This window comes from Paucisalibacillus globulus DSM 18846, from assembly GCF_000482485.1.
GTDB lineage: Bacteria > Bacillota > Bacilli > Bacillales > Amphibacillaceae > Ornithinibacillus > Ornithinibacillus globulus.
Window position 1 is genome coordinate 36,936 of sequence record NZ_KI519440.1, and the last position, 16,171, is coordinate 53,106.

Below are 16,171 nucleotides of genomic sequence, written 5' to 3' on the forward strand. Positions count from 1 at the left end.
CACTAAATCATAAACCTGTTTTTAAATAGTGGTAGTTTAACTAAGTTAAAGGTGCATACGTGTTTTCCTTATGCAAAGCCAAGGGGGACCTTGTGCCTATCTTAAACAAATACCTTTACAACACTACATATTTTGGTTATTTTTGAATTAAAATAATTAACAGACTTTTATGAAATTTAAGTGGGGGAATAGAGATGAATGAGCATGTTTTTCAGTTGATTCAATCTAAAATGCGTTTTTTAGTTCGGGCTATCATTCTAGTTTTTTTGTTCTATTTTATGCTTCCTTTATCACTAATCTTTATTCCTGATGCCATGAATCAGACAAGCTTTATCCCGGGAGTAACATGGGCATGGGTTTATGGTTTTTTGCAAATTCCGATGACATGGTTGGTTGGTTGGATTTACCATATAAAAGCTAAAAGGTTTGACCAGCAGATTGAAAAGATAGAGCGGGAGGGGATGGTGTGAATCTTACGTACTTTTTATTTTTTATTTGTATTATTGTCTGTACGTTAATCATTACGTATTGGGCTGCAAAACGTAGTAACACGACCAATCGCTTTTATACTGCAGCTGGTAGTTTGACAGGTTTCCAGAATGGGATGGCAATTGCTGGTGATTTTATAAGTGCAGCTTCATTCCTTGGAATTGTAGGGATGATTGCGATTAATGGCTATGATGGCTTCTTATATTCCATTGGTTTTTTAGTTTCTTATTTAGTGGTCTTGTTTTTAGTAGCAGAGCCTGTTCATCGTTTAGGAAAATATTCGCTTGGTGATGTCATTTGCTCACGATTTCCGAGCAATAAAATGCGCTGGATTATGGCGTTTGGTGCCTTTGCTATTTCTATTCTATACATGATTCCACAACTAGTTGCATCTGGTTATTTGTTGCGTCTATTACTGGATATTGATTACTCCATTTCTGTTTTGGTAATTGGGGGATTAATGACGGTTTATGTTGTTTTTGGAGGAATGGTTGCAACTTCCTGGGTACAAATTGTAAAAACTGTAGTACTGATGTCAGGGACATTTTTACTATCGTTAATTGTGTTTTCTAATTTCAATTGGAATATTTCTGCGCTAATAGATAGGGTGAAGGAAGGGTCACCATTAGGAGAGGATTTTTTCTTCCCAGGACATCTCTTTGGAAACCCACTTGAATTTTTCTCACTTCAACTTGCATTAGTACTTGGTACGGCAGGTTTACCACATATATTAATTCGTCTATTTACGGTGCGAAATACAATAGAGGTAAGGCGGTCTTTAATTAGTTCAACTTGGATCATTGGACTCTTTTACTTGATGACGTTGATTTTGGGTTTTGGGGCAATTGCACTATTAGGGTATGAATCATTAATGGCAACAGATCCAACTGGGAATTTGGCAGCACCACTTCTTGCTAAAGAAGTTGGTGGAGACTTTCTGCTGGCTTTTGTTTCAGCAATTGCTTTTACAACAATTGTAGCAGTTGTGGCTGGGCTAGTTATATCAGCTACCACTGCGTTTTCCCATGATATCTTCCATCATATTTTGAAAAAAGGTCAATCAACGGATAAAGAACAACTGAAGGCTGCACGTTGGACTGCTTTAGGAATTGGTTTGATTTCTACGTTATTTGCTTTACGTCTTGAAACGATTAATGTGACATTTCTTGTTTCAATGACGTTTATCGTAGCAGCAGCAAGTAATTTTCCAGTCTTAATTTTAACAATATATTGGAAGCGTTTTACTCAAGTCGGTGCAATTACGGGGATGGTTAGTGGACTTCTTGCTTCTTTAGTATTAGTAGTTTTAGGCCCACATATTATGAACCCTGATGGTGGCTGGATTGCAAGAGAATCGTTGATTTCGCTTCATAATCCAGGAATTATTGCAATTCCAATTGGCTTTTTAGGTGCATATATTGGAACAATTTTATCCTCAAAACAAGCGCAACGAGAGGAAGAGTTTAAGCAGTTCTTTATTAAATCGCAAACTGGTATTACTTCAAGGAGAGAGAGCCCATGAAGGATTTAACTATCATGTTGTTTGAACGATTAGGTTTACTCCTTGTCATTGCTTTTGTTCTGACGAGGACACCTGGATTCAAATCACTGTTGTATCGTGAATTCAGCTGGAAAATGTCGGTTGTCCATATGTTCGTATTTGGAATCTTCGGGATTGCCAGTACCGTGACCGGAATAATTATTACCGAAGAAGCAGAAATCCTTCATGCTTTTGTTGTGTTTCCTGTGGAGGATAATCAGTTAATTGTTAGCTTAAGTCTTGTGGCAATAGTTATTGCGGGACTCCTTGGCGGTCCAATTGTAGGGCTGGGAGCTGGGCTAATAGCTGGAATCCATGTCATGTTTTTGGGTGGAGTTGGTTGGTTAGCAAATGGTCTTGTTAATCCATTGACTGGTTTATTAGCGGGATTAACAGCAAGATTTTTTTCCAATGAGCGGGTTATATCTCCACTGAAGGCCTTATTTATTGGAGTTTTTCCACCTGTTTTACAAATGCAACTTCTTCTTATTCTGTACACAGACGGGATTGGAATGGTGGACATTGTGGACCAGATTGGACTCCCACTTGTGTTATCGAATAGTCTTGCGATTGCCATCTTTACGACTATGATTGGGGTTGTGATGAAAGAACAAGAGAATGAAGCTGCTTTGGCAACAAGGCAGGCACTGACAATTGCAGAAGAAGCTTTGCCTTTCTTGAAAAAAGATTCTCCGATTGAAGTCGCGGATGGTTTGGCGAATTTGCTATACGATCGATTAAAGCTTGCAGCTGTTTCGGTTACGAATAAACAGGTCATATTGGCACATAAAGGGTTAGGGGATAAGTATCACCAGGTTGGCGATTCAATTACAACTCCTCTTGCTTTCAAAGCGATTAAATCGAAGAAGATGCAAATCAGTTTCTTAAAGTCTGACATTCCATGTGCTCATGATAAATGTCCGCTAGAGGCTGCGATTATTATTCCGATTACGGAAGCCGATGATGTCACCAATTTGATTACCTTTTATTTTCGAAAAGCTCAGCATATCTCACCGGTGGAGTTGATGATGGCGGAAGGTTTAGGGCAATACATTTCAAATCAATTAAATGTATTAACAACGGAAAAATTAAAAGCCCATATTCGTGATGCAGAACTACGTAATCTTCAAGCGCAAATTAATCCACATTTTTTATTTAATACGCTACAGTTAATTGCATCATTGTATAGAGAGGATCCACCAATGGCTCGTCATCTGACATTACAGCTTGCTAGCTATATGCGTTTTAACTTACGGTTAGTATCGAAATCCCTTGTAGAATTGGAAAAGGAGTGTGAGCATGTTCAGGCGTATACTTCGATTATTCAGGAGCGGTTTAAGAATCGACTCCACATTGACTTTGTCATGCCTGATGATGTTTCTAATATTTTTATTCCACCTTCCACGATACAGCCCCTTGTAGAGAATGCCGTACAACATGGTCTGAAAAATGTGGCTAATCATGCTAAGGTGGAAATTAATATAGTAAGAGTAACAAATGAGCTTACGATTTCTGTTCGTGATAATGGGAGCGGCTTTCCCGCACATATTTTGCCTCTTGTTGGTCATATGCCGTTAGAAGGCAATCAAAATGGCGGTACTGGTATTTACAATGTGAATCAACGATTAGTTCGATTGATTGGCGAGTCCGCAAGTTTACATATTTGTAATTTGTCCAGCGGTGGCAGTGAAGTAAAGTTCTCGATTCCAATTCCAAATAAGAATGTAGAGGGTCTGGTGATGGGATGAATATTCGTACAATGATAGCCGAAGATGAAATGATGGCGAGAAGAGAATTATTATATTTATTAAGGGATGAAAAAGATATTACTCTTACACCTCATGCAGAAAATGGAGAACAATTGATTCAATTATATTCCGAACATCATCCAGACTTAATTTTTCTTGATGTAGAAATGCCAGGATTTACTGGGGTGGAAGCTGCTCATTATATAACGAAACAATCTGGACCAGAGGCTCCTCTGTTTGTGTTCACAACGGCATATGATGAATATGCATTAGATGCATTTGAGATTGAAGCGGTGGATTATTTATTGAAGCCATATGATGAAGTGCGATTTAAAAAGGCGATGTCTCGCATTCGGAAAAGTATTATAAGTAAGGAAAAAGCTAAGGAAAATAAGGCAAAAAAGAACACGCCAACAACTGCAAAGCTCTTAGTAGACGATGGAGAACGAATGGTTGTATTATCCCCGGATTCGATTTATTATGCCGTCCCGAATAATAGATTATTAGAAATACATACGGTTGATAAAGTCATAATGAGTCGGATGAAGTTACAGGAATTGGAGGATAAACTGGCAGGTCATATGTTTTTTCGAGCACACAGAAGCTATTTGGTTAATTTAAACCATATTTTAGAAATTACTCCATGGTTTAATGGAACGAGTAATCTAACGATGAAGGATATGGGGAAAACTGTTATTCCGGTAAGTCGATCGGCTAGTAAGACGATATTGAAGACGTTTCGGGTATAGTTATTTAACTATATTAAAATAGTTTTTGATTCATTTGATATGGTAAAATTATGAAAAGACGAAAGGAGAGGGAAGATGCTTGAGGCGTTAGTCTTTATTATTTTTATCGTAGCTATCAAGTTTTTAATAACAAAATTTCTAAGAAAAAAATATAATATAATAATCTATCCAAATTCGGACAGACATATTAATAATACACATAAATTGGGAGAACGAGTATTGATTAGTATAGCTATTACTCTACTAATACTCTCCTATTTCTTCGTATACCTAATAATTGGTATTGCTTTTATTGCGTTAATACTGTTACTCTTTCAGGCCTATATGGAATATAAATACGAGCAAGAAGAAAAGGAGTACATACTTACCATTTTGGATACAATTACGTACTTGATTGTTATTATTGGAGCACCGATTTTGTATTTCACATAAAAGATATTTGACTGAAGATCATTAAATTAGGGGAGAGATTTATTGGAAAAATATAATTTAGTTAATGAATCCAATCGTACTATCCCTAATTATGATATTAGCGAAAAAGAAATTTCTATTGATGTTTATGTGAGTCATGATAAAGAGTTGTGCATTATAGGAAGAATTGATATTAATTATATTTGCTGGGCTGTTAAATTTTGTTCTACGGCAAGATCGTGATTGACCGTTATATAAATTAGAAGAAGAGCCTGCAATGAATGCTGGCTCTTCTTTCGTTAAAATAGTTTGTTTGGATTGATAAAACTGATCCTGTTATTATCTGTCGATTGGTAAAGGTCTAGGTGTTCTGTGATCATCAGCGCTAGCAATAGCAAGTATGACTGTTACGGAATTATCTTTATAAGTTACAGTCATTGTTGTAATACCTGGCTTCAGTCCAGTAATCTCACCTTTATCCACAGATGCAATATTTTCGTTTGCTAGTACATAGGTTGCTTCTTCTGTTACATCCTTTTCTGTTGTACCATCATTACTTGTAGTTATTTCTGTAATTGTAACGTTGTCAGTACGGCCAACTGTAACTAGCATAATCTCAGGATTAGCAACTAATGTCACTTCGGCATCCGGATCTGGTTCACCTTCAACAACTGATACATCTACTGTTAGGGAATTATCACCGTAAGTAATTGTTACTGTTGTTTCTCCAGCTCCAACAGCTGTTATAACTCCTGCGTCTACAGTTGCAACGGACTCATCTGCCACAGAATACTCAGCTTGTGCAGTTACATCTTCATCTGTAGACTCGTCACCGATTGTAGTAGTTTGCGTTACTACAACTTCAGCTTCTTCACCTTCTTCAAGGTTCAATTCTGATGGATCGACAGATAGAGTAACTATTGCTTCTTCATCTTGTTCGATTTCAAATTCTACCTGACCACTATTTCCTGCAGCATCATCTACAAGAACAGTAACCTTTTCGGCGCCATCAGGAAGATTAATTTCGAATGAACCGTCTTGGTCTAGTGTTAATGGTACTGCATTACCATCAACACCACCACTAGTTGCTACATAAGAGGCGCTAAGCTTTGTATTAAGATCATAATCTAATCCATAAGGTGCAAGTACATCTTTATAATCAATATACTTATCTGCCACTGAACCAGATAATTTATTTCCTTCAACTTCACCTGAAATTGCAGGTTTCGTAGATTTAATAAAAACTGGGCCTACGTAGTCACCGATTATTCCTGTTGCTGATTGTGCTGTATAGTCAATGGTATATACTCCATCAGGAATATTGGTTAAATCTTGGTTGCCTGCCCATGGTCTATATTGTCCAGCAATATTTAATTGGTAAGAACCTGCACCTAATGAATTACCCGCATGTAAGTAGCCAATATAACCATCGCCATATTCTCCGCCATTAGGGTCTTCAATATCCCAAAGTTCAATATAGTTAGTTCCGACATCTCCAGTAATAGTGAAGTAAAGCATCGCTGAATCATTCACACCGTCCCCATTGAAGGAAAGGTCTGTTTCTGTGATACTCATATCCCTAATTTCAGTCGCTGCTTCCCCACCAAAATCAGCTGCAAATGGTAAGGAAATAGAGTTTTCTCCACCGTTAATATGGATATATCCTAAAAACTCATCTCCAGCTTGAGTTTCTTGTCCTCCAGCTACTAACGTTACATTTACTAATTCTTCACCATTCGGAGCTAACGTAAAGGACTCTTTATCAATCATCAAATATGCATCAGAGAATGACTTTGTTACATCCACTTCCACATTGAAGTCCCCACCTAAACCTTTAAGATCTTTCACACGAATTTGCTTCGTTACTGAAATTTCCTCACTTAGATCTTGTGGACCAAATGTAACTGTTCCTTTTAAGTTAGGTACAATTTCTCCACTTGAATCAAGTACTGCTTCATCCTCAGCATAAGCTAGTACACTTGGGAATGCTGCAGCATAGGCATCTACTCGTCCAGCTCCTTGAGCAAATACATCATATTTTTCTGTGTCTAGTAATTTAGCAGTATTGGAAAGGGCTACTTTTACATCAAACGCATCCCAATCTGGGTTTGCTTGTTGGATAAGAGCAGCGATTCCAGTGATATGTGGTGCTGACATGGATGTTCCTGTAAAACGATCGTAGGACTCTGTATAGCTTGCATCTGGATAATCCCATTTGTAAGCTGGAATAGATGACATAATATTCGTTCCAGGTGCTGTTACATCTGGTTTAATGTCAAAGTTTGGAGAAGATGGTCCGCGAGAACTTGAATCATTCACATCATCACCGGTAGACTGTGTTGAATTGTAGTTTCCAAATGTGACTGTTCCTGGTCCTGTCTCAAGTGCAGCGCGAATTGCCTCTCCATCTGTAACAGACATATCAATTGTAGGAATGAAGGAGAATGAATCACCTAAGAACACATTTGATACATCTGGTGCATTTGTTCCACCGGAGAAGTTGTGAATAATAGTAGCGATTGCACCATTTTCCTTTGCATTAGCAATTTTATCAACAAATGCAAGTTCTCCACGGGAAATAAGGGCAACTTTTCCTTCAACATCAATACCGTTATAGTCATTCACATTACCAAATCCTGGGACTGCCACAAGCTCATACTCCCCAGCAAGTTGGTCAGCTAAATCTTGTCCAAAAGTTGTTCCCATAAACTGTAGTTGTTTTGCAAAACTGAAGTCATCACCGACTGTGACTGATACTTCTCCATTATGTTGTGTTTCTGGATTAGTCGTGTTACCAACAGTAATTGCAAGACGTGATGTACCAGGTGTTGTCACTGTTGCACGATTAGGACCTGAGTTACCGGATGAAAGAACTGATATTACACCAGCCATCATTGCATTGTTAATCGCATAGGCTAAACTATCATTCTCTGAGTTACTTCCTCCACCAAGTGATAAGTTGATAACATCTATATCCTCATTAACTGCATGTTCAACAGCTGAAATTATTCCAGAGGTTGCACCACTTCCATATGCTCCTAGAACACGATATGCATATAGATCAACCTCCGGAGCAATTCCCTTAATACCATATTCATTGGCTCCAATTGCTGCAATTGTTCCAGCTACGTGAGTACCGTGATCTGTCCAGAATGAGCGACCATCAGCATCAAATTCAGGCATATGTGATGGGCGGTCCTTTGGTGATGTTTCGCGAGCATCATCATCTGCACGTTCGCGAGCGTAGTTAGAACTGTGTACAATAAAGTTCTTTCCACCTTTATATATACCTTGGAATTCTGGGTGGTCTGGATCAATTCCAGTATCAAGTACAGCTACTTTGATTCCAGCTCCTTTATAGCCCTCATTCCAAACATTTTCAATCCCTAAGTGGTCGATACTTGTGTTCATTTGAATACCAATTTCCAAGTCTTTTTCCAGATTAGATGATGAATCTACTGGCTTCTTTTCTTTGAAAGAAGATCTATCTTTTGAATTCCTAACATCTTCGGCATATACAGTTGCATCAGGTTCAACTAATGTAATGCCTTTAACAGCTAGAAGTTTATTAAGGTCGTCCGCTTTTACTTCAGCAGCGAATCCGTTTAGAACGGTATCATAAGTAAAACCTTTTTCAAAGGAAATTCCTGTTACTTCCATTTCTTTACTAACATTTACCTGTTGTCTTTGAATAGTTTTACGAATATCGTTTATTTTTGAATTCGATAAAGATTTACCTTTTAACTCAGCAATCCCTTGCTCCAAAGCTATCGGGCTTTCCGATAAATGGATAATAACTGGAACCATTTCATTACCGGATTTATCTCGTAAATCCTTGTGTAACCTCGGTAAACCTTCTGAAGCCGCTTGTTGCTCAGCAATTGCAGCTTTTAACTGCATCGTTTTCTCACTTTGCTGTTGCTCCTTAAATGGTTGGACATCAGTCGATCCATTTGCTGATACAGGCAATACTAACGAAAGCACCATTAAAAATGCCGCGAAACTACTAAATAGTTTTGTAAACTTTTTTCTACGCAATTAAATTTCTCCCTTCTCCTATTATCCGTTATGTGCCTAAGTAACGGAGTTTAATAATCTACTAATCTCTTAGAACGTTAGAATCTATTAATTCCCAATTCAAATAAACGAATACTCGTTATCATTTTCTTGGTTTATAGATTTGATATAAGGGTTTCGGCCTCCTTTTTTTAAAAAATATAGGCACGTTATACTTACCTATTCATTTGTTCTTAATTGAGAACGTAATAGGTAAAAAGCAAAATGAAAACAAGTTCATTTAATTGAATTATACAATAAGATTTTGAAAAATCAATAAATATTTTCTTTATTAAGAACAAAATGTTAGTATATTAGGTGTAGTGAAAAAGTAGTATCCGATGGAGAAATCTAGAACTAGAATTTGAATAAAACTTTTCACATGTAATTTGTAACCATTCACCATCCATTTAACACCATTCATACACAAAATCCAACCATTTAAACTAAATTAATATTTAGAATGTACAAAATTATTATACTATTTGGTAAGCGCTTACAAATAATATTTTATTTTGGAAATGGGGAGGATGGTTTTATGGCTCAACCAAAGCTTGTGAGAGAACATAAGAAGGAAAATATTGATTTTGAAAAAGTAGAAAGTAGTCCACAGTTTAAAAGGCTAATGGAAAACAAAAAGAAATTTATCGTACCGATGACAATCTTTTTCTTGGTATTTTATTTCTTATTACCGATTTCCACATCCTATGGAACATTTTTGAACACACCAGTATTTGGTGATATTACATGGGCTTGGGTATTTGCAGTTGCGCAATTCATAATGACTTGGGTAATTTGTTCTGTGTATGTTAAAAAGGCTAATACCTTTGACAAAGATGCTGATCAAATTGTGAGAGAGCAGATTGAAGAAGGAGGTAATGCCTAATGGATCCAGTCGTAGTAATTCTATTCCTTGCAATTGTTGCGCTTACTTTAGTAATCACATATTTTGCAGCAAAACGCACAAAATCAACTGGTGATTTCTATACAGCAGGTGGGGGACTTACGGGATGGCAAAATGGACTTGCGATTGCTGGTGACTATCTCTCTGCAGCATCGTTCCTTGGAATTGCTGGTGCTATTGCGTTAAATGGTTTTGATGGATTTTTCTATAGTATTGGATTTTTAATTGCATATTTAGTAGTTCTACTCCTTGTAGCAGAACCTCTTCGTAATCTTGGAAAGTACACGCTAGCAGATATGATTAACTCTCGTTTTAATGCGAAGAGAGTAAGGGGAGCGGCTGCACTTAGTACGATTACGATTGTCCTTTTCTACATGATTGCGCAACTTGTGGGTGCGGGTGCACTTATTCAGCTATTATTTGATATTCCATATTGGATTGCTGTATTAATCGTTGGAGTCATGATGACGATTTACGTCCTATTTGGTGGAATGATTGCAACAAGCTGGGTTCAGATTACAAAGGCAGTATTATTAATGGCTGGTATGGTTATCATTTCGTTCATTGTCCTTATGAAGTTTAACTTTAATATAGGGGCAATGTTTACAGAAGTGAAAACAGCCACAAGTCATGGTGCAGATTATTTAAACCCAGGAATCAAGTACACCGATCCATTAGGAACTATTTCCTTAATGCTTGCATTAGTACTTGGTACAGCTGGATTACCACACATCCTTATGCGATTCTTTACCGTTAAGGATGCAAAAACGGCAAGAAGCTCAGTTATTACAGCAACTTGGACAATTGGGATTTTCTATATTCTTACATTATTCCTAGGATTTGGGGCTGCAATTTATGTTGGTCAAAGTGAAATCCTTGCTGCAAACTCTGGTGGAAATATGGCAGCACCGTTACTTGCAGAAGCAATTGGTGGAAATATATTATTCGCCTTCATTTCTGCAGTAGCATTCGCAACTATTTTAGCGGTTGTGGCAGGTCTTGTCTTATCTGGTGCGTCAGCATTTGCACATGATATTTATGGGGAAATAATTAAAAAAGGAAAGGCAACAGAGCGTGAGCAGATGCTTGCAGCACGTTATGCAGCATTAGGTGTATCTGTACTTTCGATTGTTTTGTCTTTAGGTGCACAATACCTAAACGTAGCATTTCTAGTTTCACTAGCTTTCTGTATTGCGGCTAGTGCGAACTTACCGGTTATTCTATATACCGTATATTGGAAGCGCTTCAACACTTCCGGTGCGGTTTGGGCGTTATTATCTGGATTAATTTCTGCGCTAGTTCTTGTTTCTATGAGTCCTAGTGTGTTCTCACCAGTTGAAGGAGCAGCATTATTTGTGGGGAATCCAATCTTCCCATTAGATAACCCAGCATTAGTCAGTGTACCAATAGGTTTCCTAGGTGGATATTTTGGTACAGTGTTCTCTAAGGAATACGACTTCAAGAAATATGCCGAGGTTAAAGTTCGAGCAAATACTGGTTATCGCGGTCAATAGGCCAGAGAGCCATGGGGACAGGTTCCTTGGCCCTTTCGGCCAAGGAACCTGTCCCCATGGACTGAATTAATACGTATGATAGTTGTTTTTTATAAATATAGTGTAATAAATAGGGAAAATGAGGAGGAGAGATCTTGAGTCAAGATACTATAGTATTAACGGAAGAGAAATTAGCAAGCTATCCACAGCAACCACATGGGGGGAAATTAGTGGATAGAGTACTTAGGGGAAAAGAGGCAGAGGAAGAACTAGAACGTGCCAAACAATTACCAATGATAATGGTTGATTTAGAAGCAGTCATTACACTTGAAATGATTGCAACAGGTGTATTATCTCCGAACGAGGGCTTTATGAATGAGGCAGATTATAAGTCTGTATTAACCGAAGGCCGTTTAACAAATGGAGTAGTGTGGCCAGTCCCTTTAAGTTTTGCACCAATTGGTGATCGTAATAAGCAGATTATTGAAGGGCTGTCAGTGGGAGATGAAATAGCTCTAGCAGATGAAACAAGAGTACCAGTTGCCATTTTAAAATTAGAGGATATATTCCATTATGATCGTGATTTCCGTGCGGAGCATGTTTTTGGAACGAAGGATCGTGATCATCCAGGCGTTGACGCAATTTATCGTCGTATGGGTGATACAGCACTAGCTGGTCCAATTACATTAGTTCGCCGTGTACATTGGGGGCCATTTGAAAGTATTCGGATGGAACCGAAAGATACATGGAAGCTATTTTATGAAGATAAGAAAATGAATTCAGTTGGTGGATTCATTACAGGTGCTAACCCACTGCACCGTGGGCATGAATATATTCATCGTAATGCACTAGAAGAAATGGATGGATTATTTGTGCAGCCACTAGTGGAAATGGCAAAACGAGAATATACAAGGCACGAATTTCGTATGTTATCCTATCGTGCCGTGCTAGAAGAATATTATCCAAAAGAAAGAACCATGCTCGCACCACTACGAGTAACATATATATTTGCTGGGCCACGGGAAGCCGTTCTGCACGCATTAATTATGAAAAACTATGGATGTACACATGCCCTGATTGGCCGAGATCATGCTGGTATCGGTGACTATTATGACAAATATGCGAGTCACTCCATTTTTGATGAGTTTACACCGGATGAGTTAGGTATTGATGTTCGCTTGTTCCATGAAGTATTTTACTGTACACGCTGTGATAACCCAGCGACTGAGCAAACTTGTCCTCATGATAAAAAGTATCGAATTAATATTTCTGGTACTGGTATTCGAGAGTTGTTACGTTACGGTGTATTACCACCGAAAGAAATTGTACGACCAGAATCTGCACGAATTGCGATGCAAGGGGTTCAACCTAAAGGTGTTGATGAGAATGGTCTAGCAATTAATCCAGTTGGTAAAACCATTAAGAGTATTTTCCCGTATTATCTAGAAAATACTCGCATTGGTGGACCAAAGCGTAGAAACCCACTTGCTGCTGAGCAATTAACGATTGAGGATTTAGAAGCTGTTGTTAATGATGTTCGTGACAATGCAGACAAGATTTATAAAGGAATATTTGACGAATTTAGCTATACAACAGATAATCTGCGTAATGTACAACCAGACTGGGTGGCCGAGGCTCGCGAAGCCATTCGCCACCAGCAAGAGATGGTTGTAGAAAATCTGGAAGAAAAGGTTGATAAAGCTTTGGATAAGGCTTCCGATGAGTTTATGTACCAAGATAAATCAGAAGCAGAGCGTGAGTTAGAAGTAGCAAAGCGAATCTTAAAGGATATTCCTGCTGCATTGCGTAAAGATGAGTTGGAGTATCGTACTTGGAATCCACTGCCTTATAAGAGGTATCGTGGGGGAGATGAGGACTAGAAATGTAAGCACCTGTGCTTTTGGCGCAGGTGCTTTTTTGTTATTTGGACTATTGGTGCGAGTGTGTTAGGAATGATGGTAGAAATTTGGCAAATGCTGAAGGTATGGTAGACTGGCCGATGTTTCGTGGGAATGGCGGAAGTTTTAGCGTACTGGCTGATGTTTCGTGAGAATGGCGGAAGTTTTAGTGTACTGGCTGATGTTTGGTGAGAATGGCGGAAGTTTTAGCGTACTGGCTGATGTTTCGTGGGAATGGCGGAAGTTTTAGCGTACTGGCTGATGTTTCGTGAGAATGGCGGAAGTTTTGCGTACTGGCTGATGTTTCGTGAGAATGGCCGAAGTAACGATAATCTGGCTGATATTTGGTGAAAACGGCCGAAGTTCAAGCATACCAGCCAATATTAAGTGAAATCGGACGAAGTAACAGTAAACCGGAAGACACCCCAGCAAGCAGAAACGTAAAAACCATGCTCCCGTATGCTGATATTTCTCCAATATTAGCTGAAAATAATGTGCCAAAGATAATCTTATTATTGCAGAAATAGCCGAAAATATTGTACTATTATTTGATGATATCCAGTCCTTAGGACACGATAAGAAATATAACAACAATGGGAATGAGACAGATGAAAGCAAGTTTGAAGATATTTTTACAAGACATCAAAAACATTGGTACAAACTGGGTTGCCGCAATATTAATTGGTGGGTTAATTTTACTTCCTTCCCTATATGCGTGGTTTAATATTGCTGCATCTTGGGATCCATACTCTCAGACAGAGAAAATTTCTATTGGAATTGTTAATGAAGATGAGGGTGCAGTTGTTAGGGAGCAGGAAATTCATGTTGGGGATGAATTAGTCGATTCTTTAAAAGAGAATAAATCGATGGGATGGCAGTTCGTTAACAGAGACGTTGCAATGAACAGTTTAGAATATGGTGATTATTATGCAGTTATCGTTATCCCGAAGAACTTCTCTGAAAGTTTAGGAACGGTAATCAGCGACAATCCAGAGAAAGCCCAAGTAGAGTATTATGTAAATCAAAAAATAAATGCGATTGCACCGAAGATTACGGATAAAGGTGCAAGTGTGATTGTGGATCAAATAACTCGAAAATTTACTTCGACAGTTAATGGAGTTATATTTGAACAATTTAATGAAATTGGAATCGAACTTGGTGAAAATTTACCTGATATTCAAAAGTTTGAGGATTATCTTTTTACATTACAAGAAAAGCTCCCAGAAATTCACACGATGCTTAATGAAACTTTGGATGACGCTAATCGCGGGGATGAAATGATTCGTCAAGCTCAAAGTTTTATACCAGAAGCAGAGAACGCGGCAAATAAGGGAATGGATATTGTAGAGAATGCAAGCAGTTTGTTGGATAAATCGGAGCAAAAACTAAATGAAATGGAACCGAAAATTGAAGAAGATTTAGCTAGAATGCAAACTGTTGTAACGGAGACCAATGACTTGGTTCAAAAATTAGAAGAAAATGTTTCTGGGGAGAATTTGGAGAAACTTTCCGGACAGCTGAATACTTCACAGGATTCCTTAAACAATATGGAACAAGCATTAACTGAGTTGAAAAATATAGAAGGAAATACGCAAGAAACGAATGATGCATTGGATCATACAATACAGGAAATTCAAACGTTAGAGCAGAATGTAACGAATATAAATGATCAAATATCTAATTTACCAGATCAATATGCAGAATTATATCAGATGCTTCCTAATCTAAAGGGGAATATTTCTACACTTAAAACCGAGTTAGATACATTTGTAGAAGATTATCAAGAGGTTATTAGACCTACTGTAACAGAAAAAGTTGCGAGTGCAAAAGATTCAGTGAATAAGGCAAGAGAAGTATTAGAAAAGGTTCAGGCCACAATTCCCGAGGTATCAGGAATGCTGGAACGAACAAAAGATAAACTATCCGATGGTGAAGCTATTCTATATGAAGCTTCCAATGAGTTTCCTTACATTAATGATAAAGTGAATGAACTCGCAAATCGTGTTAGGGAAATTCAAGGGGAAGTTGATATTAATGAATTAATAAATCTGTTACAAAATGACCCTCAAGCGGAGAGAGGATTTTTTGAAGAGCCAGTTGTTCTTAATGAAAATAAGGTGTTTTCGATTGCAAATTACGGAACAGGGATGACACCATTCTATACTGTTCTTGCTATTTGGGTTGGAGCTTTATTGTTAATTTCATTATTATCAACAGATATGCATCATCCTAATGAGAATATTACAGGTAGACAAGTATATGCCGGAAGAATGATGACCTTCCTAACTATTGGCTTTTTACAAACAGTTATCGTAACTTTAGGTGATATGTTAATTTTACAAGTAGAAGTACGGGAGCCAGTATGGTTCGTAATTTTCGGAATGATATGCAGTGCTATTTTCATGATGATAGTTTATACACTTGTTTCCGTGTTTGGTGATGTTGGAAAAGCATTAGCAATTGTTCTGTTGGTTCTCCAAATAGCTGGATCAGGTGGGACTTATCCGGTTGTTCTATTGCCTGAGTTTTTCCAAACAATAAGTCCGTTTTTACCGTTTACGTATGCTATATCATTGATGCGAGAAGCTGTTGGAGGGATTATATGGGATAAGGTATTACATGATTTGCTATTCCTGGGATTATTTGGCTTAATAGCCGTAGTAATAGGCGGAGTGTTGAAAGAAGCAATTAATAAGCAGACAGATAAATTAAAAGAAAAAGCAAAAGAATCAGGATTGTTTCATTAAAAAAGCAGCCATGGGGACAGGTTCCATGGCTGCTTTTTTCTACACTGAAACGAGCAAATACTGTAGTCTTTGCTACAAATAGCTGTAGTTTATGTAAATCATCAAAGCAAAGTGTATAAGGTTGTAAAGATAAAAA

The 16,171-nt window shown here is 37.9% G+C and carries 12 protein-coding genes; 11 read left to right on the top strand and 1 reads right to left on the bottom strand.

Annotated elements, in window-relative coordinates:
- The first annotated feature begins 194 nt into the window (after positions 1–194).
- The 6 genes from K332_RS0120065 to K332_RS0120090 all read left to right on the top strand — a co-directional run bounded on the left by K332_RS0120065 (position 195) and on the right by K332_RS0120090 (position 5,180).
- On the top strand, positions 195–470 hold the full coding sequence (locus K332_RS0120065) for a DUF485 domain-containing protein (RefSeq protein WP_026909079.1): 276 nt from the start codon (positions 195–197) through the stop codon (positions 468–470).
- Positions 467–2,011, top strand: a complete 1,545-nt coding sequence (locus K332_RS0120070) for a solute symporter family protein (RefSeq protein ID WP_026909080.1) — start codon at positions 467–469, stop codon at positions 2,009–2,011. Before K332_RS0120065 ends, K332_RS0120070 begins: the two co-directional genes overlap by 4 nt.
- Positions 2,008–3,777, top strand: a complete 1,770-nt coding sequence (locus K332_RS0120075) for a LytS/YhcK type 5TM receptor domain-containing protein (protein WP_026909081.1) — start codon at positions 2,008–2,010, stop codon at positions 3,775–3,777. Before K332_RS0120070 ends, K332_RS0120075 begins: the two co-directional genes overlap by 4 nt.
- Entirely contained in the window at positions 3,774–4,526 is a 753-nt protein-coding gene (locus K332_RS0120080; RefSeq protein WP_026909082.1) for a LytR/AlgR family response regulator transcription factor, read from the top strand. The genes K332_RS0120075 and K332_RS0120080 overlap by 4 nt, the downstream gene beginning before the upstream one ends.
- A gap of 75 nt (positions 4,527–4,601) precedes the next feature.
- The gene (locus K332_RS0120085) at positions 4,602–4,958 is read left to right on the top strand and encodes a DUF4181 domain-containing protein (RefSeq protein ID WP_026909083.1); all 357 of its coding nucleotides are present in this window, start codon (positions 4,602–4,604) and stop codon (positions 4,956–4,958) included.
- Positions 4,959–5,000: 42 nt separating this feature from the next.
- A complete protein-coding gene (locus K332_RS0120090; protein WP_026909084.1) occupies positions 5,001–5,180 on the top strand; it encodes a hypothetical protein in 180 nt (59 codons plus the stop codon).
- 96 nt (positions 5,181–5,276) lie between these two features.
- Here K332_RS0120090 and K332_RS23020 read toward each other — a convergent pair whose 3' ends face one another.
- Positions 5,277–8,975: a S8 family serine peptidase gene (locus tag K332_RS23020; RefSeq protein ID WP_084288181.1), complete on the bottom strand. Its 3,699-nt coding sequence runs from the start codon at positions 8,973–8,975 to the stop codon at positions 5,277–5,279.
- Positions 8,976–9,531: 556 nt separating this feature from the next.
- On the opposite strand from K332_RS23020, the gene K332_RS23025 reads away from it, so the two are divergent.
- The 5 genes from K332_RS23025 to K332_RS0120120 all read left to right on the top strand — a co-directional run bounded on the left by K332_RS23025 (position 9,532) and on the right by K332_RS0120120 (position 16,035).
- A complete protein-coding gene (locus K332_RS23025; protein WP_051359561.1) occupies positions 9,532–9,879 on the top strand; it encodes a DUF485 domain-containing protein in 348 nt (115 codons plus the stop codon).
- Positions 9,879–11,411, top strand: coding sequence for a solute symporter family protein (locus tag K332_RS0120105; protein ID WP_026909086.1), 1,533 nt, complete (start codon positions 9,879–9,881; stop codon positions 11,409–11,411). Before K332_RS23025 ends, K332_RS0120105 begins: the two co-directional genes overlap by 1 nt.
- 134 nt (positions 11,412–11,545) lie before the next feature.
- Positions 11,546–13,270 carry a sulfate adenylyltransferase gene (locus K332_RS0120110; RefSeq protein ID WP_084288185.1) on the top strand — a complete coding sequence of 575 codons (1,725 nt, stop codon included), beginning with the start codon at positions 11,546–11,548 and terminating at the stop codon, positions 13,268–13,270.
- 365 nt (positions 13,271–13,635) lie between these two features.
- A complete protein-coding gene (locus tag K332_RS24315; protein WP_156914247.1) occupies positions 13,636–13,815 on the top strand; it encodes a hypothetical protein in 180 nt (59 codons plus the stop codon).
- Between the two features lie 81 nt (positions 13,816–13,896).
- Entirely contained in the window at positions 13,897–16,035 is a 2,139-nt protein-coding gene (locus K332_RS0120120; RefSeq protein WP_026909088.1) for a YhgE/Pip domain-containing protein, read from the top strand.
- The last annotated feature ends 136 nt before the right edge of the window (positions 16,036–16,171 follow it).